The sequence below is a fragment of the Candidatus Lokiarchaeum ossiferum genome (assembly GCA_025839675.1).
In the GTDB taxonomy this organism is placed as follows: domain Archaea; phylum Asgardarchaeota; class Lokiarchaeia; order Sigyniarchaeales; family Promethearchaeaceae; genus Lokiarchaeum; species Lokiarchaeum ossiferum.
This window is the reverse complement of sequence record CP104013.1, coordinates 428793-454046: the sequence shown is the minus strand read 5'-3', so window position 1 is coordinate 454046 and position 25254 is coordinate 428793. Positions and strand designations below refer to the sequence as shown.

The following is a 25254-nucleotide window of genomic DNA, read 5'->3' as shown; positions in this document are numbered from 1 at the left end:
GGTACCCTATTAGAATCATCAGTAGCCCATTTCTTTTTTTTTGATGTTAATTCTATTCATGAAATTTTTTGAACCTTGAATTGATTATTAGTTTTTTGGTGAGAAAGAGTATAGAAAATTTCTAAAACCGTGAATATATATTCATGACATTTTTAAATCATCACAATTAAAAATGTCAGAATGTCCAAGTTTAAAATCATGTGCCTTTTTCAAGGAATTTGAAAGAGATGAAAAACGTCGTTTAGCTCTTAAAGGTTTTGTTCGGAAATTTTGTAAAGGTCCAGAACAAGAAAAATGCGTAAGGAAAAAAATTAAAGCAAAATTAGGGATGGCATTAGTCCCTGTAAATATGATGCCAAATGGAAGCAAATTATCTGGAACATCTCTAGATACTTGGGATAAAAAAGTGCTTACTTATCTTCAACAAAACAATTAGAAAAAAACAACATAGAAAAGATTTCTTTTTGAAAAGTATGATAAAAAATTACTTCTTTTTTTAATTCGACTTTTTTTTTTAATTTTTTGATGTTTCAGTAATAAAAAGCATTTCATTAGTCAAATAAAGTTCAGAATTTATCTCGCTTTCGAAAAGAGTCGTTGCTGTTCCAATCACCCATTAATATTGTATTAAAAAAGGGAACCTACATCAATAATCAATGCTACCTTCCCATCTCCGAGGATAGCTCCTCCTGAAACCCCATTGATTGCTTTTAACAAACCTCCTAAGCTTTTAATAACAATTTCTTGTTGACCAATCAAAGAATCTACCATTAATCCGACTTCCATCCCATTACGTTCAATGACGATTATTGTTTTCATTTTAACATTTTTGAGTGTTTGATCTTCATTGGATTTATCTTCATATGAAACTAACTTTCGTAATCTTACAATTGAGACAATTTTTCCCATAATTGTAATTACTTCCTTATTTTTAATCGTACGAATCTCGCTCTCATGAATTACGATTGTACGAACCACATTATTAATAGGAATTGCATAAATTTCCATATCTCTCCCGGAACCCAAACTTACAAGAAGTGATTTAATGATGGCAACAGTAAGAGGTAGTTTTAATAAAAACCTGGTCCCTTTCTCTAATTTTGAATCAACATCAATTATTCCGCCTATTGATTCAATTTTTTGTTTCACAACACCTAATCCAACTCCTCTACCTGAGATTTCCGATATTTTATCTGCTGTACTGATCCCTCCTCCTAGTAACAACCGTTTAAGGTCGTAATCTGTCATTTGATCAGCTTCTTCTGATGTAATCAAATTTCTTTTTAATGCTTTTTGTTTAATTTTATCAAAATCTATCCCTTTACCATCATCTGCAATCTCAATAATTACAAAATTTCGTTCTCGGTAAGCGCGTAATTTTAATGAAGCAATTCGATTCTTCCCCTTGGTTATTCTTATATCTGGTTTTTCAATTCCATGATCTACACTGTTTCGAAGTAGATGGACAATAGGATCTCCGATTTCATCTATAATTGTTCTATCTAATTCTATTTCTCTTCCTTCCATTGAAAAGTCAATTAATTTTCCTAAGGATTTTGTTAAGTCTCGTACCATCCTTGGAAAGCGATCAAAAATATGAGATACAGGAATCATTCGCATTTGAAGTACTTCATCTTGTAAATCAAAGGTTATACGATTAATCAAGTTTAAAGTTTCATTCAATTCGTTGACATGTCTTTGTTGAGCAATCTTATCTAGACGAATCTTGGTGATTAATAATTCTCCAGTTAAATTCATTAGATTATCTAAATGCTTGATCGAGACCTTAACATTTTGGACAGCCATAATATTATTTTTTTTACCTTTAGATTCTTGAGAATTCGCATCTAAATTTTCAGATAATTCTCGCATGTTGAATACTACGATCTCGACTGAATCAACTGCGGCAATACTCCCAAGATTTTGTTTTAGAGGGAGAATATCTATTATTTCTTGAGAAATTAGTATTGCTCTGAAACTACGATCGAAATTTTCTTCTTTTAAATTTGCTTCATTGGGAACAGTTTTAAATATTTTTCCAAATTCTCGAACTTTTTTTAAACATAGATATGCGCGTGTATATTTCAATTCGGTTTCGGGTTGTAATGTTATTGTTATGTATAAAACCGTTTTATTTTGTTCTTGATTATGTGTTATCTCTTCAATTTCTTCATCATCTAATTCTAATTCTTCTTGATATTGAAGAACATCGACTATGTCTTCCGAATTTTCACCATTATCAGTTATATTACTCATTTCAGGTACCTCATTGTCTTATTCTTCTTCGTCGCTATAGTTAATAGATAATTGTAATTCGTCTTCTATTTCTTTCACTGCCAATTTTTGTACAATTTTGCGTTCAGTTGAGATATTATCTTCAATTATTTTGTTCGAATCATTTGATTCTATTTTAGATTCAATTTTTTTACGATGTTCTTGATCAAATGTGGAGGCGGTTTGTTCATCATAGATTTTCATTTCTTCTAATCCAGTTCTTAGACAATTTTGCAAAAACTCTTGATCATTGAGTAGACGACTGAGTTCATCAATTTCTGGCGGTGAAAACATATTCGCTAGATCTAGCATTAAAATTAATCGCTCGCCTTTTTCTAAATTGCTTATCCCTAGCAAATACTTTTCTTCTAGTTCATCAGTTAAAATATTTGATGGAACGGGTTCTATGGTATTAAAGGGGATTTGTTTAACCTCAGTAACTGCATTTACTATAAAACCGATTTTATGCGGTTGAAACTCAATGATCAAAATTCGCATATTTTCTATGTTTTTAGCCTCAGTTGACAGTCCAAATTTCTTACGAAGATCTATGACGAGCAAAGGTGTACCTCTAAAATCTAAAATACCTTCAATAAACGCATTTGCATTGGGTACTTTGATAATTTCTTGCATTCTGACCGTAGAATTAATTTTGTGGATATCTACTCCAAATTCTTCCGATGCCAATTCGAATATTACTAGTTTTATGGAACCATCTAGCATGCTACTCATATGTGATTTTTGCACAAAAAGGAATTTATCCCTTAGTGTTAAAAAAAAATTCATGAAAAATCCATAAAATTTGCATGAAATTTTCAAAAAAAAAAACTAGTTTGGGAAACCAAATCATGAAATTTCAGAATTTTTTATTTTGAATCTTCGTTCTACAAAAAAACTCGCATTAAAGTATGCAAAATATCCAATGAAACGAGTAGATCATATTTTTCAAGCAATAATGGAAAGATTTCTTTGGAATACGCATTATATTTTGACGATCTACTTAATTTCGTTGTAAGAATATTGTTTAAATGGAGGGTTAACATAATTAAGATTCGTGCCAGAACTTTTTCATCCAAATTCGTTGGGTTTAAGTTAATTACATCCCATCCATATTTATCAAATTTAATTTTTGACAATTCGGGATATTTTTTGAATTCTGGGGTTCCCTTCATATTTTCCAATATCATTTTTATTTCGATAACCGTATTATCGTAATCTGCTTGGAAAAAGTTAAGTCGAATAATATTATTGAAAGCCGAGTAGATCTGCTGAAAAACGCCTAAAAGATCAAATATTTTTGCGGCTCCCCCTGTGATTATTTCTTCTGCTTGTATCCATTGGGCTTTTAATAAATCCAATTCTTCGGCAAAATCATCAAAGCGGACCGAATCAATTAAGGTTTTTTCCATTTGTTCAGGGATAATTCCATATTTCTCAATGAACATTTTGAAGATTACCTCTAAACGAGCCCGAAGGACTTCAGTTTGAGCTTCAATTTTATCTGCAGCAATCAGCATTAGATGCATTTCTTTTTGATCTGAATATACCCACTTTAAACCACCCATATGTATCGAGGAAATTCCATGAGCTTTAAGTTCAACTTCTGAAAAGGAGTTTAAGGCAGTCAATAAACCACTAACCAAATCAGGATCGATACTAAAATCAGAATAATTCCGATAAAGTAAATTTGTAGATGAAAATTTATTGATAATCCAAATATGTTTCATAGAGAACAGTGACCTTCTTGAGTTTAATTAAATTTGAAAACTTAGGAATAAAAAAGTAAGGATTACTTAAGTTCTTTTAGCGGAGTTTTGTTTACAATTGATTAAATGGTTATTTTTCGGAGCATTTTGGACGAGTTGCGACGGTTTAACACTTGCATGAATTGAGTGGTATCTTCGCGAGTAGACATGGAAAGCTGATCTAAATATTGATCGAGTTCATTAAAGTTACTAAATTCTTTAGATTTATTATCGGCTACGATTTTAACTCCGCGATGTTGAACGTAGGCATAAATTCCCCCTGTTCGTATATCATGTTTCACATAGCAGCTGGGATCGCTCCCGTCCTTCTTGGGTTGAGCCCAGAAGTTTTTCTTTAAAAGATACTTTCTATACATTGACATTTTTGCTTCACACACACATTAAACAATGGGAATAAAGGGGATCACACATCCCCATACTATCTCCAAAGATAATTATTCACATTTTTTTAATCAATCTCTTCGACATCGGAATCAGATGAGTATAAGATTGGGATATCATGATTTTGATTCTATTATAATCAAAGTATAGTTGGATATTTAAGGGACCAAGTGAAAAACCGAGGAACAATTACCGCAATTTGGAAGTGAAGATCTCCAGCTTCGACAATATTCGACAAAAATAGATCAATACTAAAAGCTAGCGGTTTAAGTCGCAAGAATTAATTCGACAAAATAATTATCTATTTTCCACATATCATAAAACTTCATTATATCACAATTTTTAATTAATGTCGGAACTTGGATTTGATTCGATTTTGGAAGAAATGGGAAGTTTTTCTTGGGTGACAAATATGAAAAACCGACAAAAATCAGATAGTTTTTAATAATGTGTTAATAAAATAAGCGCAGCGCGAATTGGACGTCCAATTTTCTCGAACAGCTTCTGAAAGTAACGGTATTTATTGCTTTAGCTTCGGTCTTCCAATTTATTAATTCACTAATAGCATGAATTACAACGTAGGATCTATAAATAAAAAATGAGTAAAGTTTATTCAACAAGATTGCGAAATACTTCTTGTGTTGAAATTCCTGTAAAATCTTCATCCATTTTGGCAATCTGTTTGTATTTTGGATCCAAATTGATTGCTTGGGAAAGATGTGTCAAAATATCTTCTCCTAAATGTAAAACTGAACAAGTACAAGCTAAATTATAATGAGCTTCTGCTAAATCCATATTATTGTGTGTCTTTGACAAATATTGAACCGCTTGCTTGAAGTTGGTATGAGCCAATTCCATTTTTTTATGTTTGTGAAAATATAAACCAAATTGTTCAAATGCCTCTCCAATTTTCAATTTTGATTGTGATATCATTGCGGTATCGATCGCCAATTGATACATTTCTTCCGCTTTAAGCCTTTCTGAAGACAAATCATAATATCTACCATAATATATATAAATTTCAGTTAAATATTCCTGATTTTTTAGAGTATGAGCTAATTTCTTCGCTTCTTCTAAATAATGTTTAGTATTACTAAATTCTTCATGAGTTGGTAAAGCCATAATTATTTTGACCATAACGAGTAACCCTTGCACTAATTGTTCTGAATCTTGGGATAGTTCCGCTTGTTCAATAAGTTCTTCAGCAATTATTTCTGCTTCTGAAAATTTGTGACAGTCAAAAAGAATTGTAGCGTAATTTAATTTCATTTTGTTTTTTTGTTTTAAGGCTATATCTGGATTTAAATGGGCTTGTATTGAAAGCGCATCTTTAATGTATGTTAAAGCTTGATCAATTTTACCTAAGAGTCGATAATTTAATGCCATCAATTCCAAAATAGTGCTGATAACAACATAATTTCTCTGTTTTTGCTCCATTTCAAGGGCTTTCTTGCAAAAAATATTAGATTGGGAATAATCTCCAATATTATAGTGGATAAAGGCTAAATTCTCAAAAATATCCAAGGCTAAATTCCATGATAGTTGTATCTGGACATTTTCATACGCAAAATTTTCATAAAAAAGAGCACTTTCATAATCTAATTCCTTTAAATAAATTATCCCTTGGGTATGAAAGGCTTCTGCTTTCGATAATGGATGTTCAAGATTTTCTACCAAATCAATCGATTTTTGAGCGGATGCATGGGCCATTTCAAAATTTTTTAACTCCATTTGAACTATTGCCAGTTTACGGTGCGTTTCCGATAATAAAATAACACTTCCTGCAATCTTTCGTTTTTCTAGTGCATTTTGATAAAATTTCAATGCATTGTCCCACATGTGTTGTATCTCAAAAGTTTCAGCAATTGAAGCAAAAACTTTACCTTCAGTAAGTGAAGATTCAGTAAATTCAAAAATTTCTTGCGCTTCATACAATAACTCGCGAGCTTTAGAATATCTCTTTTTTAAAATAAACTTTTGAGCCTTTTTTATTAGCATTTGTCCTTTTTTAAACCGATTATGTTTTTCTTCTTCTAAACTCATTTTATATGATATTGGAAAGGGGTCACCGTTTAAATTTTTTACATGAGCTGAAGTTTTTGTTTAGTAGCAGATTCGAGAAGTTGAATTCGAAAATCGGAATCTTCAATGAAAGGTGTCAATTTGAGATAAAGTGCGCCAGATCCTGGTTTTGCAGAAAATTGAGATAAAAATAGATAATTTTTTTCGGTATAAGCAAATTCTATATCGTTCCAAGAGAAAAAGAAACGATCCAATTTCGCCGATTTCTGTTCTAGTTCTGTTTCCCAATGATCATAAACCAGAGAACATCGGAACATTTCGAGGGATTGATCAAATTGATCTATTATTCTTTTTAGCACATTCATCCAATCCATAAACAATGGGAGGGGTAAATAAGTCTGAAACCGCAATTCAATTTCTCCTTCCTTCGTTTGCAGATCATAATATTTTAAAGGGGAAGGAGGAAGGGGAATTTGGTCAAATTGCTCAATTTTCTGTTCTATTTCAGTATAGGATGCATTTTCAGAAAGAGAAGGTGAAAGCATATTATTAAACAAAGTGAGATAGGAAGAAAACACAGGATTCCCATAATAGTCATTTCCAATAGAATTTGGATAAAGGTGTGGGGCGGATATTTTTAGAAATCTTTGAAAGGGTGCCGGTGGCTTTCGATTTTTTTTTCTTGTCTTTTTATTGTTTGTTGTATCGATTTCGAATTCATTATGAACGAGTGAGCAACGAATGGGAGTTGTTAAACAAAGATCGGGGAATTTATCTTGCAAAAAATATTTCATAGTGTCAAGCGCCTCAGAAGTATCTGAACATAATATTTCGGTCTTAATTGTAGATTGATATTCTCCGAAAATGCGTAAAACTCGTTCAATTTCATAAGCACTCTCATTAGAAGTTATTATTTTGGGTGCTTTTATTGAAATCTGTGATTCGACTTGATTTTCGTCTATATTTTTATCCAAATCTGTGTTACATTGGTCGCATTTTGGAATAATATCTTGAGTTTGGGTTTTCCACGGGGTATCTGATATTTGTTCTAAAAATTGTCGCGCTGTGGCAAAATTGGAAAAAATTATTCTATTAATTTTTACAAAAGGATTTTTAATTGATTCCGATAATTGAGAAAGTAGTGGTAAAAAGTCAAAAGGATCTGTGAAATGTGTTAGATTAATATAATGATATGTTCCCATGTGAAACTCGTCTCTCTGAATCTTTCAAATTAAAGATTCAAACATTGCCATCATTTGAAATTTAAAATGATCAATATCAATTGATGCATCAACTACCATTGTAAAGTAGTGATCATACAATTCCATTCCTCCAATCCAACAATCGCTATATTTAATAAAGAATTCTCTGAAAGATTCTTTTGTTTTAACAAAATTTGGGGTAAGGGTGATCATTTCTCTAATTGCTGAAAAGTTAACGATTTGTTCAAAGCCCTGCTTTGAGTAGATCTTTTTAATTTTATCTTCAGCAATCACTTCGAATGCATAGATTAAATCTTCTGGGATTGAAGAAAAAGTTTGACTTTTACTTTTATCAATAATTTCAGATAATTGATCTCGATTAATTCCAATTTGCTTAGGATATTCAACTCCCCTTACTGTATGATTTTTATCGATATATAAAATTGCGATGATCTGAGGATTTCCGTGTACAAAAGCATAGGAAACTGGAAAAGATTTCGTATTAAAAAGAGATTTTGGTAATTGCACCCAATGATTTTCTTGACATTTATTGCAAAAAAACATTGTTTCTATTATCTGTTCTGTTAAGACACTAAATTTATCATCCATGGCTCATACATCCTTAGTTTTATAGTTTGCAGAGAATATTTCAAACAAATTCATAATTTGAAACTTTAAATGATCCACATCAATATCGGAAGATACAATCATAATAAATCGAAAATCCAATAATTGCAATGCTCCAATCCAATAATCATTGAATTTCATATAAAAATCGCTACACATTTCGAAATTATGTGTTATTTTTTGAGTATCGCTTATTAAGTTTGAGATGGCATCAAAATTAATCGAATTTTCAAACCCCTTTTTTACATACATTTTTTTTATATCTTCATTTTGAAAGAGGCGAAAGGCTAAGATGGATGATAGTGGAATTCTTTTTAAGGTATTAAAACGGGATTCATGCAGAATTTCATCTAATTGATCTGAGTTTATACCAATTCCTTTCACATTTTCGTATCCACGGACTTGTAAATCTTTGTCTATATAAAGAACAGTTGCTAGTTGAGGATTTCCGTGAATATATACATAGGAAATGGGAAAGTGTTTTCCTTGTAAATTTTCTTTCCGAATTTGGACAACATGTGTCATTGCACATACAGAACAATAGTATGGGATCTTTTCAATTTGTTTAGGTAATTCTAAAGGTTTTCGTTTCATTATTTTCATCTAAAAATTTTTTTTAATCTATGTATCTTACCATATTTCTTCAATTCGATTTAAAATCGTATCAACTTCACTTGATCCTAGAATAAACAAGAAGCTGCAGTGGATTATTTCTTCATTTTCAACTTTGATTGTTGTCTCTATAGTTATCGCCTTGTTTAGTTCTTCATCTGTGGTTGAAGCAACACAAGATTTGAAATCAGAACCTTGTTTTGTTATAAATTGTTCCTCATCAAACATTAATGAAACTTGTAGAAAACTCGCTAAAGCATCAGTATATGCATTGATAAGCTTTTTAAAAAAATTATGAAGTATTTGGTTGTCATTTGAATTAAAATTCTGATTTTTTTTAATTTCTGCCTTTTTTTTTACTTTATATAAATTTTCAAGAAGAATTTCTGTTTCATCAATAGGAGTCATTAAAAAAATCTTACCCTGAAAGAAACCTTTTATTGTACCATGTAAACACATTTGTTTTTGATTTTCAATCAATCTCCCTTTAATTATTTGGGAAATTGATAAATATTTAGCAGGTGGTATATCAAAATAAATTTTCTTTTTTATCAATTTTGATAATATATTTCCAGCCCCCCCAGCACAAATGTTTCCTAATTCTCTGAAAATATCTAAATTTTTTATATACACATCTTTTTTGGATAGGTTGCTAGGTGTTTTCTCAGGTTCCATTTTTAATCATTCTTCTATAATTAATTCATGGTTCTTGAACGATTTTGTTGATCATTTCTGCGAGTTTTTCTTTTTTAAATGGTTTTACAATAAAGTCTTTTGCCCCCATTTGAATTGCTTCCATAACCATCAATTCTTGTCCAAGTGAAGAACATACCACAATTTTTGCATTGGGATCAATTTCGATAATTTCCTTAATCGCTTCCATACCACTTTTATCGGGCATGCAAATATCCATAGTAACCAAATCTGGAGATAGTTCTTTAAATTTTTCTATTCCCTCATTCGCACTATCTGCTTCTCCGACTATTTGATGACCATTTGCTGTCAAAATTTTCACCAATATGTTTCGCATGAATTTCGCGTCATCAACAATTAAAATTTTAGCCATTTTCTATCAACTTTCTTCACAAATCTTATAAATATTTGAATAATTTGAAAAACCTCCTTTTTCATAAATGTTTTAGTTTTAATGAGAATATGAACAAATTGTTGAAAATTTTCTAACAGTATTCAAGAAATGGGGCAATCTTAATAAACTCAAATCGAAATTTTTATTCATCAATTTTCATTAAGTAAGCTATTATTATCAATAGGAGTTAGCTTTTTAATTCAATCCTAATTGACCATTAACTAATCATTTAAAAACTGTGGTGGAAAAGTGCAAAAACAAGTAGAAACTAGCAGAAATTTGAATCATCTAGAATTTAAGCCAACTAATGATGATTTTTATGAAGCACGTCAAAAAAAAACCTATGTTTGGATATTAAAACATCTATTATATAGAAATAATAAAATTTTTATCTTTTCTTGGGTCATTTTAACAATTTTTTCGGCAATTGTTTATGCCCGGGTGAAAGTATATTTAGGAGAAGCAATTGGGTCTTTTACTGCCGGAAACACTCAAGATTTGATATTTTACTCCGTTTTAATCTTGCTATTAGGAATAGGTTCACCTTTATTAGATTTATTGGGAAATGTTCTCCGTGAAATATTAGCACAACGGATGGAACGGGATTCTCGAAATGAACTATATTTAAATTTATTAGGAAAAAGTCAATCATTCCATGATGAACAAAGACTGGGGGATATAATGGCTAGAGCAACAAATGACGTCCGTCAATTAAATTTTTTAATTAGTCCCGGTATATCACTAATTTTTGAATCGGTTATTAATACAATCGTACCGATTGTCATGGTTGCCTTAATTTACTCCCCAAGATTGGCTATAATCCCTTCAATCTATAGTGTACTCTTTGTTGTTGCTTTAAAACAGTATGTTAATAGTTTAGGGCCAGTAGTTCAAGCTAAGCAAATGGAATATGGCAATCTTAACGCCATCCTTAATGAATCATTATCTGGAATAGAAGTTATAAAAGGCATGGCTCAAGAAAAACGTTCAATTCGGTTATATCAAAAGCAAGCAAAAAAATACCTTGAAATTGGAGTTAAGGAAGGACAAATTCAAGCTCGATATTTTCCTCTTCTTATGGTTGCTATAACAATAACTTTAAGTCTTGTTTACGCAATTATTCTCCAACAAAGAGGTGAAATGGAGGTCTATGAGATCATTGGTTATATGGGGTTGATTTTGACACTTTATTTTCCAACACGAATATCAATATGGGCTTTTGCTTTAGTAAAACGTGCGATAGCGGGGGCTGATAGACTACTGGATACAATGAATAAATCTTCAGAAATTGTTCAAATGGATAATTCCATTAAAAAGAATATTAGTGGAGATATTGAATTTAAAGAAGTGTTTTTTTCTTATCCTAGGACCGAGAATCTGGTTCTGAAAGGTGTTTCATTTTCAGCTAAGGCTGGTGAAACAATTGCTATTGTTGGGACAACAGGATCGGGAAAAACAACTTGCACAAAATTAATTTCAAGATTATATGACGTACCTAAAGGTCAAATATTAGTAGATGGTATTGATATTAAAGACTATGAATTGCATTCTCTTCGCAATCAAATTGCATACATTGAGCAAGATATATTTCTGTTTTCCAAAAGTATTTTTGAAAACATCGCTTTTGGGAGAGTAACAAGTAAAGAAGAAGTAATTAAAGCCGCAAAGGATGCTCAAGCTCATGAATTTATCTTAAAGTTACCAAAACAATACGATACTAATGTCGGAGAACGTGGTGTTCAATTGAGTGGGGGAGAACGTCAACGAATTGCAATCGCTCGCGCTTTTATTTCGGATCCTAAAATTTTGGTTTTAGATGATTCTACTTCAGCAATTGATTCTGCAACGGAAGAAAATATTCAAAGGGCAATTTCCCGCATTCTCAAAGGAAGAACAACGCTTTTAATTACTCACCGATTGAGTCAAATTCGGTGGGCGGATAAAATTATTGTCTTTCGGCTTGGTAAAATTGTTGCACAAGGTTCCCATGAACACTTATTGAAAACCTCAGAGGAATATAGAAAAATCTTTTTAACACGTTTTGATAAAACTTTAGAAGAATTATTGGAGGAGAATAATTAAAATGGTTTGGTTTGGACTAGAAGCTGAAGAATACGATCGAAAATACACTGATAAGGAACTAATGATTCGTATTCTGGATTATTTTAAATTACATAAAAAAAAAATGGTAATTGTGACTATTTTCATATTGCTTGCTTCAATTTCGAATGGAATTATTCCTTATTTTACGAGTAAAATTCTCGCAAGCCTTGAAGATGGTTTGGATTTTTCTGCGATCACTTTTGGAATTGTCCTTATCTTTATTTTAAATACTTTTGTTTGGGTATTTAATTGGATAAATCAATACTATTCTGCCAGAGTTCTCAACCATGTTATTTATGATTTGAGAACTGATGTCAACAATAATGTTTTAATTCAAGATATGTCTTTCTTTGATAAATATCCAACTGGAAAAATCGTTAGTCGAGTAAATTCTGATACCCAAAGTTTTGGTGAGATGGCTCTGCTATTTATTCAGTCCATCTCGGCACTATTAGCCGTCTTTATTTTATTTGTGCCAATGTTTTCGATCGATTTTCGTTTAACTTCCGTTCTTTTAATCATGATTCCATTGATCTTCATTTTCACGCTATCTTTTCGAAAAGTAGCTCGGAAAAAAACGTTACTGGGACAAAGAGCTCTGGCTTCGGTTAATTCTTTTGTTCAAGAGACAATGGCAGGAATTCAGATTGCAAAAACTTTCCGACAAGAAGAAAAATTATATGATGAATTCAAGAAAATAAATAAACAATGCTTCAAAGTCAATTTTAATAGGGCTATGTATATGAATCTCATCTTTCCCGGATTAAGCATAATTCAAGGTGTTACATTCGCTTGTTTAATCTATTTTGGAGGGGATTCTATACTTTTCGGAAGTTTACAAGGTGCAGATCTTTATTTATTTATTCAAAGTTTATGGAATCTTTTCTTCCCACTCTTTCAAATCGCTGCATTTTGGCCTCAATTTCAAACTGGGATGGCTGCAGCAGAAAGGACTTTTGCACTTATTGATAGTAAACCTGCGGTAATTCAGAAAGAAGAATTTGTTTTTGAAAAATTGGATGGTCATTTGCAATTTGAAGATATGTCATTCTATTATGAGCCTGAAAAGCCAATTTTTCAAAATTTCAATTTGGACATCAAACCAGGAGAATCAATTGCAATAGTGGGCCATACAGGAGCGGGTAAATCCAGTTTAGCACGATTATTACTTCGTTTTTATGAATTTCAAAAAGGAAATATAATAGTTGATGGGAAAAATATCCGTGACATTTCTTTGAAAGAATACCGAAGATTTATTGGAATGATCCCCCAGTCTCCCTTCCTTTGGGCTGATACACTTGAAAATAATGTAAAATATGGTTCACCTAATGCAACACGTGAAAATGTAATTTGGGCTTTAGAGCAAGCAGGGGGGGCAGATTGGGTTAATGATTTGGTTGATGGTCTTGATACTAATATTCGAGAACGGGGTAAATTACTTTCGATGGGTCAAAGACAATTAGTGGTTTTTGCTCGTGTTCTCTTGCAAAATCCATCTATATTAATCTTGGATGAAGCGACTGCCAGTGTAGATCCATTTACAGAAACTAAAATTCAAGAAGCAATGGAACATTTGATGAGAGGTCGAACTTCAATTATCATCGCTCATCGTTTAAGAACCGTTCGTCACGTAGATCGAATAATTGTTTTAGATCATGGGACTATTGTTGAAGAAGGGAACCACGATACTCTAATGCAAAAAGGAGGTCATTATTCAAATCTCTATAATACCTATTTTAAGCACCAATCTTATGATTTCATCCAAAAAATCGAAAATTGGGATGAAGACCCCGCTATAGATGAAACAGTCTAATTTTTTTAGGTTCACCAAAATAATATTTTATGTGGATCAAAATAACATTTTTTTAGATATTTCAATTATCAAAACATTAGAAACAGAGTTATCTTTTAAAGAAATTCTGGAGATCATAAAAGTTCGGGTTGAAAAAACCAAAGAATTGAGTTGTACTTGGATTGGTACTGATGCGAATCCTGTTTTACGCTTGATATTTTCCTCTAAAGATAAGTATCTTCGATATTCAACACGTGGATTTGAGTTTTTAGATGTATTAATTAATAATTTGACTAAAGAGCAAATAACCAAAATGTTTACAAATAAATATGAAGAAGATATTCAAGATGAGACAAAAATATATCTTGTTTTAAAATATAAATGTCTATATAAAGATCCATTACGCGCAAAATACAAATATAATAAGTGGTTTGAAGAAAACTTCCGTTGCCAAATTTTTATAGAAGAAGTTGAAGATGGATTTCTTCATTTTTATAAACGAAAATCTGATTTTACAAATGCCAATTTGGATGTAACTATCCCAGAAGATCTTAAACAATGGATAAAGAATAAAAATATGAAAGTACCTCAAGAACTGATTGATCACATTTACTCATTTTTAAAATAATTTTCACAATATTAGTTTATTATGGAAACTCCCGTTTACTAATGGAAACCCGAGTTTCCATGCCAACATTTGCTGAAAATTCGGATATCTATAAATATATCTACATCCTTAGATATATATAGTATAGTTTGGGACGTTTAAAATTTTTTAATAGGCGAATTTAAATGAGTGATACAAAAAAAAAATCAAATTCAGTAAATATACCACAATATTCGGTTGCCCAATCCCATGATCTTTCTCCAAAAGCAAAATGGTTACGTGATTATTATTTTAAAGGAAATGATCGGAAATGGAATAACGAATATTCTCCCTATACAACAGGGGCATCATGGGGAGATAGAGTATGGAATGAAGGGGATTATCATATTGTTCCAGAAGTCTATGGATTTATGGGAGTAAAGGGAAAAGGGTTATTTGGCCTTTCACTTCTTCAAATGGCACAGAAGGTAGAATTACCCTTAGAATTTTGGGATCTTTCCCTTCCTGAAAGAAGAGCTACATTTTTAAAAATGGTAATGGTCGATTATATTCCTCAAGAGATAATTTCTGAAAATGATTTACTCGCGGGAGGAAGATTTAATACACAACTCTCTAAATGTCTGAATGCTAAAGAATATGAAATTTATGAAAAGGAAAATTTAAGAAATCGCACTGCTGCTCTTCATTATCACCAAGAAGGCTTTGGGAATGCAGGGGCAACTGGTGGACACATAATTCCAGATTTTAAAACAGTTGTTGAAAAGGGGTTTTCCTATCTTTATGATAAAGCAAAAAAAACCTACTCTGCACTTTCCGACTCTGAAAAAAAAGGATCTAAAGGTTCTGAACTACGAGCGATGATGATTGCTGCGGAATTACCTCGAGATTTGGCAGTAAAATATGCGGAAGAATGTGAAAACTTACTTGCTTCAGCATCTACGGAAGAAAGAAAAGAAGAATTGAAATTGATGCATGAAAATTTAAAGCAAGTTCCTTGGGGACCAGCTACCACCTTTTGGCAAAGTCTTCAATCTATTTGGATTGCACATATGTTAACCATGTCCGAAGGAAGTTATCCTGGACCTGGTTTTAGTTTTGGGCGAATTGATCAAATTTTATGGCCGCTTTATAAAAGGGATGTGCTTGAAGACCAAACATTATCCCGAGATATGGCCAAAGATATTTTCAGTTCCTTTATATTTCATTGTAACACCGCTTATGATGCACAAATTAAGATCGGAAATCAAGGAATTACTGCTGGGTTCGGTCAACTTATAACTCTATCGGGACTAGGACCTAAAGGAGAGGATCTCACCAATGAATTAACTTATTTAATTTTAGAATGTTTTGACGAATGGGCTCCGATCTTAGAACCAAAACCCAATGTGAGATTACACCGAGGTTCACCAGATAAATTAATCGATAAACTTATTGAAATGATAACCCGCGCACAAGGTGCTCCCTTCATTTTGAACTTTGATGAACGTAGTATGGCGGGATTAATGGAAGAAGGTATTCCTAAAGATGAAGTATGGGATTATGGATGTGTTGGATGTCTTGAAAATACAATGTGCGGAAATGATCGATCAGGAACCGTTAATTGTAATCCTAATCTCGCAAAAAGTATTGAGTTAACATTATGGAACGGTAAAAATCAACCAGGCTTTAAACGTATAATGGGTGATAATACTTTTAAACAATATAAAGAATCAAAACAATTTGGTCCAGAAACAGGAGATCCAGAGACATTTCAATCATGGGATGAATTTTTCAATGCTTGGAAAAAACAGATTAAATATATTATCAAATATACAGTTGATTTTTACAATTTAGGTGAAGAAACTCGCGCAAAATATCTTCCTGTACCTTACTTATCAATATTAATGGATGATTGTATTTCAAAAGGCATTGATATACATGCGGGTCCTCCTAAATATGGATTTGTAACTATAGAAGGTGTCGCCTTTGCTACTATGGTTGATTCGCTTTTAGCGATTAAAAAATATGTTTTTGATGAGAAAAAATATTCTTTTGCTCAAATTAAAGAAGCTCTAATAAATAATTTTGAAGGCAAAAAGGAATATGAAATCATGCAAGCAATTCTCTCAAATAAGGCACCGAAATTTGGTAACGACGAGACAGAAATGGATGAGATTGCACGAGAAGCAATGGAGTTCTGGTCTAAAGAAACCTATCAGTATACTACTCCAACTAACTATAAATTTAGACCCGGCATGCTTTCTTGGAATTATTGGGCTGGAGAAGATGCTGCTTTTACCCCTGCAACACCTAATGGGAGGAAAGCTGGGACATTTCTTTCAAATGCTATTTGTCCTACCAATGGCGCAGATACTAAAGGTCCTACTGCGGTAACAAACTCGGTGGGTAATGCATTAGGAGGCAAAACAGAAACTGGGGATTACATTAATTTCCTTCCAAATGGTGCTTCACACACAATAACTTTCAATCCGAGTCTTCTGCGTGATTCTGAGCACAAAGAAAAATTTAAAGCCTATATTCGCGGTTATATTGAGAACGGTGGAACTGCTCTTCAGATCAACATGTTAGATGCAAAAATGTTAATTGATGCTCAACATCATCCCGAAAATTATGCAAATCTTCTAGTTAGGGTCACAGGTTATAATGCCTATTTCACATCCATAGGAAAAGAATTACAGGATGAATTAATAGCTCGTGAAAACCATCAAATGTAAGTAAATTTCGGTGTAATATAGAAAATGACAGAACAGAAATCGGGAGAAAATGGAGGGTGGGTCTTTGAGATTCAGAAACTCAGCACAGAAGATGGTCCAGGAATACGAACAACTATCTTTTTCAAAGAGTGTCCCCTTCGTTGTGCATGGTGTCACAATCCTGAATCGATATGGAAAAAACCAAGTATCCAATGGTTTAAAAATAAGTGTATTGGCTGTCTATCATGCTTAGAGGTTTGTCAGCAAAAAGCAATCATTTCATCTGAATCAGGGATTAAAATTAATCGAGAGAAATGCACTGCTTGTGGAGAATGTGTTGAAGAATGTCCCTCAACAGCGTTGAAGATGATCGGAAAATATTGGTCTGTGGAAGATTTGTATGAAGAAATTGCTAAGGATCGCGCATTTTATGATAAATCAGGCGGGGGAATAACAATTTCAGGAGGAGAACCAACCCTACAAATGGATTTTCTCTTAGCCTTATTAAAAAAATGTAAAGCGAATGGTTTTTCAACTGCACTCGATACATGCGGGTTATCTTCTCAAAAGAATTATCTGAAATTATTGCCTTTAGTGGATATTTTCTTACTTGATATCAAGGAAATCGATTCAAAAAAGCATAAATCCTTTGTAGGTCATCCTAATGAGAAAATTTTAGCTAATATACGATGGTTGGCTCGAGAAATTGATAATCAAGAAAAGCAACTATGGATTAGAACACCAATAATTCCACGCTATACCGCATCAGATGAAAATATTCGAGGTATCGCATCTTTCATTGTGGAAGAATTGGATAATAAAATTGAACGTTGGGATATCCTAGCCTTTAATAATCTTGCAGCCGCAAAGTATGCTCGCATGAATTTACCTTGGGATTTTACTCAAGATAAATTATTCACACAGGATGAAATGGAATATTATTACGATATTGCCATTAGTATTGGAGTTCACAATGTAAAGTGGTCCGGTCTAACACGAAAAGTATAATTTTTTTAATTGAACAAGGAAAGTGAAAAAATGTCAAATAAAACTGAAATGCTCAAATGGAATCCAAAATTAAGTGAAGAAGCAGTCAAATTCACAAAACCAGAAATTATGGCAAAGTTTGTGTCTACGATTGATAAAGAAGGATATCCACATCTGAGTTTCATCACATCCAATATCGCTATGTCTCCAGAAGTAGTCAAATGGGGTGAATTTACTCGGGGAATGTCCAAAGGAAATGTTCTAAAAAATCCCAAACAAGGTATGCTTTATATGACGGTAGCGATGCCCTTCAAGTTTTTACAACTCAAAGCCGATTTAGATTATATTTCAATGGAAGGGGATGATGCTATTGAGTTCAATTCTATGAATCTTTTCCGTTATAATACCTATATGCGGGTGTATCGAATTTTCTTCAACAAAATTAAAGCCGCTCGCCATATCCGTGGAATAAGTTTGGTAGGAATTGTTAAAGGAATCATTCAAAATCTCTTCAAAATCGGTGGAAAAACTGGGAAGGTCGAGAATCGATTACAAGAGCTTGGGAATCGTTTGTTTAAAGGATTAGTATTCCCAAAATTTATTAGCTATATTGATCCTAAGGATGGATATCCTGTGATTATTCCTCTTTTCCAAGCACGATCTGTAGAAAATAAACGAATCGTGTTTAATCTGGCTCAATTTAAAGAAGATTTATTACAAATTCCTAATGGGGCAAAAGTTTCGGTTTTTGCAATGGATTTTGAAACGGTCACCCAGATGGTAAAAGGAACTTTTCTTGGGATTCAGAATAAACGTGGAATTGTGGATATTGAGGTAGTTTACAATTCCATGCCTCCTTTAGTTGGTGAAATGTTCCCCAACCTCTCTGTGAGGGAAAAAGTTACAGAATTTAGTTAGAAACCTTTTATTTTTTTTTCCTAATTTGAATTTGAGTTTGTATCTTAATACAGAGTTTAAATTTACTTCGTGAGATTTTTTCCATGCTCTAAAACTATATTACAGGCATTAATGACTTCATTATATATTTTACTCTTCACTTGTTCTTTTTCAAGAATTGTGTCAACAGTCAATATATCTTGTAAATGTTCGAAGATGTTTATTTGGATGTAATTCAAACATGTTTCAAGAAGTCCGCCTTTCGTGGCAGAAATAAAGAGTAAATCATTGAGTTTCTCCTTCGGAACATTTGCTGAAAGCTGCAATATTAAGTCCAACATTGAACTCACAATGAAATCTGCCTTTTCATGAGGAAAGTTTTGTTTTCGAGTATATTCGAGAATTCCGCTATACCATGCAATAATAATTGATTCTAAAGATTTCTTGGTAATATTATCTAATTTAAAGCTAGATTCAAACGTGTCCAATTCTACTTTGCTATCTTTAAAATTCAAAAATAAATTTTGGAAGGTTTTTGCAATATTGTTATGGGAGACTTTTATTTGGGTACCTTCCAACTTCTTCTTAACTATTTCTGTTGTTTTTACTACAATTTGGGCAAAAGCAGTCGTCAATACACGGGTGGAAAGAATTGGTAAAATTTCGGGAGTTTTAAATGTGTAGATTTCTCCAAAAGGTGATAAAAATCGTCTCAATCGACTATAAGATTCTTGTTTCCACTTAGAAGGGAAAACACAAAATGTGACTCCTTCACCAATAAGCCGTTTAGAGCCGATTTCTCGTACATCATTAGGGAGTATAGTAACAACTTGAACATTTTTTCCTAAGAGTGTCTGATAAAGCTCTGCATCCGGAACTGGTGGAAATGCATAAATGTCCGGGAGAGGGAGATTATGTTGTCTGATAAAATCAAAATATTTGGTTAACTCATTTTGAATAATTCTTGGAGCAACCGAAGGAGGAGGGGAAAAAAAGATGATATCTGGTTGAAGGAGTTTTAAAGCTTCCACATTATTCTCCAATATAATTGAAATTCCATATTTATTTCGTTTTTTCTCAATAGTTTCTACATCAGCAGTAGTTGCATTTATTTGGGATAGATAATTTTCAGGACCAATGAATTGTTCTAAGTAGTAGAATAGAGATTCTGCTAAATTTCCAAATCCAATAATGGTAACTTTGAGATTTTTATCTTCTTTCATAGCGAATTAACCGTTATATTAGGTTTATTTAAAAAAATCTAAGGTGGAAAAATTCACCAGTTCATAAGTCATCAGTTGATTTATGGAATTTTGGCCAAAAGCGTCTTTAAACAGTTTTTCAGCCGTTTCCATTATAATTTGGGCTTTTTCTTTTAAATGAGTGCAAATTTCTTGTTTCATTGTAAAATAGAGATGAGCTGTATGAAATTCCCATGATGCAACATGACTTCCTTCACTTCTTTGTTTCATTTGATTTATATTCTCTAAATCTTGCTTTGTGAAATGGGCATCTTTCCAATGGAACTGGCATTGTTTATCTCCTAAAGATAAAATTTTGGGGACTTCGAGAGTCAACTTGGGATTGTATCCTTCTAACAATGCGATGTCGATTTCTGAACAGTAATATTTCCCATATTCTGAGAGGTTAAACTCTTTCCAGTTTTCACACCAAGAACACACTTCCACACAAAAAATATATTCTGGAGTTAAATCCTTGACATAAGACTTGGCATCTCCATCTTGCGTATTCCATTCTGAATATACGAAATAGTTTTCCATTGTCAATGGTAATTCATCGCTTAAAACACGTAATGCCATTCGTTTTCCTCGCTGGTTTCCATATTTATGTGCAGCATTGCGGATAATCTCTCGCCCATCTTCACCCATTGTATCAATTACAGATTTGGCAATAAATCCAAAGAGGATAGCATGGTGTTTAGATGTATATTGTATCGTTTTAGTCATAATTCGGGCCTTCTCAATATATCTGGATTATTATTTCAAAATTTTTAATATTGCCTCGGTCACTTCATTTACTATATTCCGCTTTGGATTCTGGTGGACAACTACCATGCTTTCAGTAATTATTCCATAAATGAAATGAAATGATAGTTCTACGTCCTTTACATGAAATTCTTTTTTCTCAATTCCTTCATGAATGATCATTTTCAATTTATTTTGAAAAACATCTCGAAAAGATTCCCCAACGATTTGATTTTCAAGTAAGAAATCTTCTTCTTTCTCTGCGGCGTTACCTAAAACATACGGAACCGCCAACCCAAAAATGTGTTTTAAGCTATAAATTAATTTTTCTTTGGGATCGGGAATGTCATTCAAATCGTTTTCCAAATGTTTCAATGATTCTGTGGCTATATTACTAAAAATAAAGTAAAGACATTCTTCTTTTCCTCCACGGAAATACTTATAAATGGTCTTTTTACTCATGTGGAGTTCTTTAGCGACATCATTGATAATTGTCTGCACCATTCCGTGTTGTAAAAAGAATTTAAGGAAGGTTTCCGCAATAATTTCTTTCTTCGATTTCTCTTCACTCATATTCATCACTTCGTCCCATTATTCACCTGTAGATACGTGCCAAAGTCTTCTTTTATCACTTTAGTAACAACTTCAGTAGTTGTTCGTTCAACAAAATCCGAATTGAAAAGTATTTGCATTTTTTCAAATAACTCCTCGCGGTTTTCAGCTCGTGCCAAAATCACAAAATCATTTTCACCGAAAACAAAATAAACTGCATATACTCCTGGGATATTGGACAGCATTTTTCCCACTTTTTCATGATATCCAGAACCAAATTTTGCTCTTATTCGAACAATCATCTGCTCATCTTTACCCAGTTTCGATGGATCTACAATTGCTCGATAACCAAGAATGATTTTTTCATCTTCCAAGCGTTTTATTCGATAAGTCAAAGTAGATTTTGCAATTCCCAATTTTTTTGCTAGATCTGATGAAGAAATTCGATCATCATGTTGCAATTCATTTAGAATTAATTTATCTACCTTATCTAAAAGACTTCGTCTTTTTTTATCATCATGTTCGTTTTCCATTGTTCCAATCCTTAGGGGTGATTTATGAAATTTTAGAAATAAACTATCTTCTATTTTTATTAATTGTTATTTTGGCTAAATAAATCTTCTGCATTTATATATATATAACTAATAATGAAATTTTGACTGCCTTTTTAATTAACTAACAAATTCTACTTTGGTTCATTTTCATATCATTTTTAAAGAATGAGAACGCTTAAGTTACTTAGTTATCTTATCAAGCAATTATCTCTGAAGGCGAAAATTATGAGTCAAGCTTTAACATTTAAAAAATTACGAGATGAAATTATCGGGAGAGATTTTTTCTTTAAAACACCCTACGGTGATCGATTATTAACTTATGCAGATTATACCGCCTCGGGGCGTTCATTGAAATTTGTAGAAAAGTATTTAGTTCAAGTTCAACGGCAATATGCAAATACTCATACAGAGGATGATGTCACTGGAAGACATATGACTGGTTTACTCCACCATTCCGAACATATCATTAAAAAAGCATTCAATGCTGACCAAAATTGCTATGTTATTGCAACGGGGACGGGTTCTACTGGAGCTATTTCAAAGACACAAGAAATTCTTGGAGTGAGATTGCCTCCTGCTTCAAAAAGACTCCTTGAACATACAATAAATCAAGCGATTGGTAAAGATAGTGCAAAACAAGCACTTGTAAATGAAATTAAGTCTGATATGAATAAATTTAAACCAATTGTATTTGTAGGTCCTTATGAACACCATTCAAATGACATAATGTGGCGTCAAGCTCTTAATGATGTAGTCGAAATTAAGTTATCCGAGGATGGATATTTAGATTTGCACGATTTAATTGCTAAATTGGAAGATCCTAAATATGCCGGTCGTGAAAAAATTGGATCATTTTCAGCAGCATCAAATGTAACTGGTATTAAGACACCAGTTTATGAAGTAGCACGAATACTTCATGAACACGATGCTTTAGCTTTCTTTGATTTTGCGGCAAGTGCACCCTATGTGGAAATAAATATGAATAAGGATGAACTTTCTTATTTTGATGGAATATTTATTTCCCCTCATAAATTCATTGGAGGTCCAGGATCTACGGGAATTCTCGTTTTTAACAAGAAGATTTATGACGCTTCCATTGATCCAACTTTCGCAGCTGGAGGAACGGTGGATTTTGTAAGTTCTTATGCTGTAGATTTTATTGAAGATGTGGAAACTCGAGAAAAACCCGGAACACCTGGAATTTTACAAACTATCAAGGCTGCCTTAGCAATTGATATTAAAGATTCAATAGGTATTTCAAATATCGAAGCAAAAGAACTAGAGTATACTCATCGTGCTTTTAAATTTTTCAATGAAAATCCTAATATTGAAATTTTAGGCCCTCAAGATCCCGATCAAAGAATTTGTATCTTTTCCTTCTTAATTAAAAATCAGGATAAATATCTCCATCCCAAATTTTGTACTAAATTGTTGAATGATCTCTTTGGAATACAATCAAGAGCAGGGTGTTCTTGTGCTGGAGTATATGGTCATCATTTAATGAATATTAATACTCAAAAATCAAAAAAATTCCGCAAGGTCGTTCAAGCAGGTTTCTTAGGTATTAAACCTGGTTGGGTACGTGTTAATTTCCATTATGCCTTTTCTGAAGATGAATTTAATTTCATTTGTGACGCCATTGATTTTGTTGCTACCTACGGGTATTTATTCTTACCTGATTATAGCTTTGATTTTAAATCTGGAGATTGGCATCATTTGAATTTTATTGATAAAGATTTGGAAGTAATTCCCAATACTGCCAATATTCTCAAAATGGAATTAAGTGATTGCTTTGACGAAGAGGACGTAGATAGAAAAAACTTATTCTCAGAATATATGAGACTCGCAAATGAAATAGCGAGAAAAAAGAAAAAAAACCTTCAATTTGGAACTTTGAAAGACAAAAACGCCGAAGAAATAAGATGGTTTAATTTTATTAACATTAAAAGCGTTTAAAAATAATTTCCATTTTTTTTTGACTTTACTGTTGAAGTTTTTGAAATCTTTAGTAAGGAATAAATAGTTTTAAGTTTTAACCCCTAATTATGAGTTCCAATTCAGATTGGTATGAAGTACATAAAATAAAGGATGATTTAATTAATATTAAAGAGCAATTAGATTTAATTGACCCAAGATTTTTAACGAAGTTCTCAAATCACTTTCTGCTATTAGGGACGAAAAAAGCCCTTCTCATAGATACTGGTGCTGGATTATATCCAATAAAAAAGATTGTTGATAATATCATTGGAGATCGCAAATTGATTGTTGTAAACACACATGGTCATTTTGACCACATTGGAGGAAATGAAGAATTTGAAGAAGTACACATCCATAAAATGGAAGCGAAGGTAATAAAAAAACCATTTAATGCCTTCTTGTTAAAAAAATCACCAATGAAGATCAAAGAACGTTATAAAGATAGGAATTTTAAATTCAACCCTCCAAAAAATGTAATTGAAATTGTTGATGGGAAAAAATTTGATCTAGGAGGCTTAATAGTATCTGCTATTCATACACCTGGCCATTCAGATGGAATGCTTTCCCTTTTCACAGACCGAGGAGAACTTTTCACTTCTGATACAGTTCACTATGGAACGATTTTTCTACCTGACAAGAAAAAAATACCTGTTCTAGAACAAAGTATTAAAAAATTGCAAAGTTTAGCAAAGAGTAATCCTGAAATGGAAATTTATCCTGGACATGAGCAATATCCCTTAGATCCTGAAATTTTTGATCAATTATTGAATGGAATTGCAATGAGAAATAAAAATTCCTCAAATAGGAGTATTGTTGGATGTTTTGGAATGTGGCAATATGAAGATGAACATTTCACTTATCTTGAACCTATCACTCCATTGATTCGCCGATTAGGTGTTGTCATCAAAAACACTCTGTTTGCAAAGTAACTTCTTCTTATTTGACGATATGCCCTCATATTGGTCTTTTTATTCATTTATAATAATTCTCAAAAAGAAAGGTATCATATTTAACCAAATTTATGCTTTCATTCGTTATTTTGATCAAATGAAATATACAAATATACATACAAGGAAAGAAAAAAGGAGTAAAAAGCCCAATCAATCGCTTTTTTTATCAATAGTGTTTTATTGATG

23 protein-coding genes are annotated in these 25254 nt (G+C 32.4%); 9 read left to right on the top strand and 14 right to left on the bottom strand.

The window, feature by feature from the left end:
- Positions 1-172: 172 nt before the first annotated feature.
- Positions 173-436, top strand: coding sequence for a hypothetical protein (locus NEF87_RS02045; RefSeq protein WP_457918411.1), 264 nt, complete (start codon positions 173-175; stop codon positions 434-436).
- Between the two features lie 191 nt (positions 437-627).
- Here NEF87_RS02045 and NEF87_RS02040 read toward each other — a convergent pair whose 3' ends face one another.
- The 10 genes from NEF87_RS02040 to NEF87_RS01995 form a co-directional block, all read right to left on the bottom strand.
- Positions 628-2256, bottom strand: coding sequence for a chemotaxis protein CheW (locus NEF87_RS02040; protein WP_457918410.1), 1629 nt, complete (start codon positions 2254-2256; stop codon positions 628-630).
- Between the two features lie 18 nt (positions 2257-2274).
- Positions 2275-3006: a chemotaxis protein CheW gene (locus NEF87_RS02035; protein ID WP_371804721.1), complete on the bottom strand. Its 732-nt coding sequence runs from the start codon at positions 3004-3006 to the stop codon at positions 2275-2277.
- 152 nt (positions 3007-3158) lie between these two features.
- Entirely contained in the window at positions 3159-4001 is an 843-nt protein-coding gene (locus tag NEF87_RS02030; protein WP_371804720.1) for a hypothetical protein, read from the bottom strand.
- 101 nt (positions 4002-4102) lie between these two features.
- Positions 4103-4402: a hypothetical protein gene (locus NEF87_RS02025; RefSeq protein WP_371804719.1), complete on the bottom strand. Its 300-nt coding sequence runs from the start codon at positions 4400-4402 to the stop codon at positions 4103-4105.
- Between the two features lie 628 nt (positions 4403-5030).
- Entirely contained in the window at positions 5031-6464 is a 1434-nt protein-coding gene (locus NEF87_RS02020; protein ID WP_457918409.1) for a TPR end-of-group domain-containing protein, read from the bottom strand.
- A gap of 38 nt (positions 6465-6502) precedes the next feature.
- Positions 6503-7645, bottom strand: coding sequence for a hypothetical protein (locus tag NEF87_RS02015; protein ID WP_457918408.1), 1143 nt, complete (start codon positions 7643-7645; stop codon positions 6503-6505).
- Between the two features lie 24 nt (positions 7646-7669).
- Entirely contained in the window at positions 7670-8254 is a 585-nt protein-coding gene (locus NEF87_RS02010) for a hypothetical protein (RefSeq protein ID WP_371804716.1), read from the bottom strand.
- A 3-nt stretch (positions 8255-8257) separates the two neighbouring features.
- Positions 8258-8866, bottom strand: coding sequence for a hypothetical protein (locus NEF87_RS02005; RefSeq protein ID WP_457918407.1), 609 nt, complete (start codon positions 8864-8866; stop codon positions 8258-8260).
- 36 nt (positions 8867-8902) lie between these two features.
- Positions 8903-9559, bottom strand: a complete 657-nt coding sequence (locus tag NEF87_RS02000; protein ID WP_457918406.1) for a hypothetical protein — start codon at positions 9557-9559, stop codon at positions 8903-8905.
- Between the two features lie 25 nt (positions 9560-9584).
- A complete protein-coding gene (locus NEF87_RS01995; RefSeq protein ID WP_457918405.1) occupies positions 9585-9950 on the bottom strand; it encodes a response regulator in 366 nt (121 codons plus the stop codon).
- 270 nt (positions 9951-10220) lie between these two features.
- Here NEF87_RS01995 and NEF87_RS01990 point away from each other — a divergent pair, with 270 nt between their 5' ends.
- The 6 genes from NEF87_RS01990 to NEF87_RS01965 all read left to right on the top strand — a co-directional run bounded on the left by NEF87_RS01990 (position 10221) and on the right by NEF87_RS01965 (position 19071).
- Positions 10221-12053, top strand: coding sequence for an ABC transporter ATP-binding protein (locus NEF87_RS01990; protein ID WP_457918404.1), 1833 nt, complete (start codon positions 10221-10223; stop codon positions 12051-12053).
- Position 12054: 1 nt separating this feature from the next.
- The gene (locus NEF87_RS01985; protein WP_371804711.1) at positions 12055-13887 is read left to right on the top strand and encodes an ABC transporter ATP-binding protein; all 1833 of its coding nucleotides are present in this window, start codon (positions 12055-12057) and stop codon (positions 13885-13887) included.
- Between the two features lie 31 nt (positions 13888-13918).
- The gene (locus NEF87_RS01980; RefSeq protein ID WP_371804710.1) at positions 13919-14494 is read left to right on the top strand and encodes a hypothetical protein; all 576 of its coding nucleotides are present in this window, start codon (positions 13919-13921) and stop codon (positions 14492-14494) included.
- Positions 14495-14658: 164 nt separating this feature from the next.
- On the top strand, positions 14659-17187 hold the full coding sequence (locus NEF87_RS01975; RefSeq protein WP_457918403.1) for a pyruvate formate lyase family protein: 2529 nt from the start codon (positions 14659-14661) through the stop codon (positions 17185-17187).
- A 24-nt stretch (positions 17188-17211) separates the two neighbouring features.
- Positions 17212-18174 carry a glycyl-radical enzyme activating protein gene (locus NEF87_RS01970; protein ID WP_371804708.1) on the top strand — a complete coding sequence of 321 codons (963 nt, stop codon included), beginning with the start codon at positions 17212-17214 and terminating at the stop codon, positions 18172-18174.
- Positions 18175-18204: 30 nt separating this feature from the next.
- Positions 18205-19071, top strand: coding sequence for a hypothetical protein (locus NEF87_RS01965; RefSeq protein ID WP_371804707.1), 867 nt, complete (start codon positions 18205-18207; stop codon positions 19069-19071).
- 62 nt (positions 19072-19133) lie between these two features.
- Here NEF87_RS01965 and NEF87_RS01960 read toward each other — a convergent pair whose 3' ends face one another.
- The 4 genes from NEF87_RS01960 to NEF87_RS01945 are packed head-to-tail and all read right to left on the bottom strand — an operon-like array spanning position 19134 to position 22120.
- A complete protein-coding gene (locus NEF87_RS01960) occupies positions 19134-20273 on the bottom strand; it encodes an NAD(P)-binding domain-containing protein (RefSeq protein ID WP_457918402.1) in 1140 nt (379 codons plus the stop codon).
- A 24-nt stretch (positions 20274-20297) separates the two neighbouring features.
- A complete protein-coding gene (locus NEF87_RS01955; RefSeq protein WP_457918401.1) occupies positions 20298-21017 on the bottom strand; it encodes an L-2-amino-thiazoline-4-carboxylic acid hydrolase in 720 nt (239 codons plus the stop codon).
- Positions 21018-21047: 30 nt separating this feature from the next.
- Entirely contained in the window at positions 21048-21608 is a 561-nt protein-coding gene (locus NEF87_RS01950) for a TetR/AcrR family transcriptional regulator (protein WP_371804704.1), read from the bottom strand.
- A gap of 5 nt (positions 21609-21613) precedes the next feature.
- A complete protein-coding gene (locus NEF87_RS01945) occupies positions 21614-22120 on the bottom strand; it encodes an Lrp/AsnC family transcriptional regulator (protein ID WP_371804703.1) in 507 nt (168 codons plus the stop codon).
- 246 nt (positions 22121-22366) lie between these two features.
- On the opposite strand from NEF87_RS01945, the gene NEF87_RS01940 reads away from it, so the two are divergent.
- Positions 22367-24097: an aminotransferase class V-fold PLP-dependent enzyme gene (locus NEF87_RS01940; protein ID WP_371804702.1), complete on the top strand. Its 1731-nt coding sequence runs from the start codon at positions 22367-22369 to the stop codon at positions 24095-24097.
- A gap of 89 nt (positions 24098-24186) precedes the next feature.
- A complete protein-coding gene (locus NEF87_RS01935; RefSeq protein WP_457918400.1) occupies positions 24187-25047 on the top strand; it encodes an MBL fold metallo-hydrolase in 861 nt (286 codons plus the stop codon).
- Positions 25048-25254 lie beyond the last annotated feature (207 nt).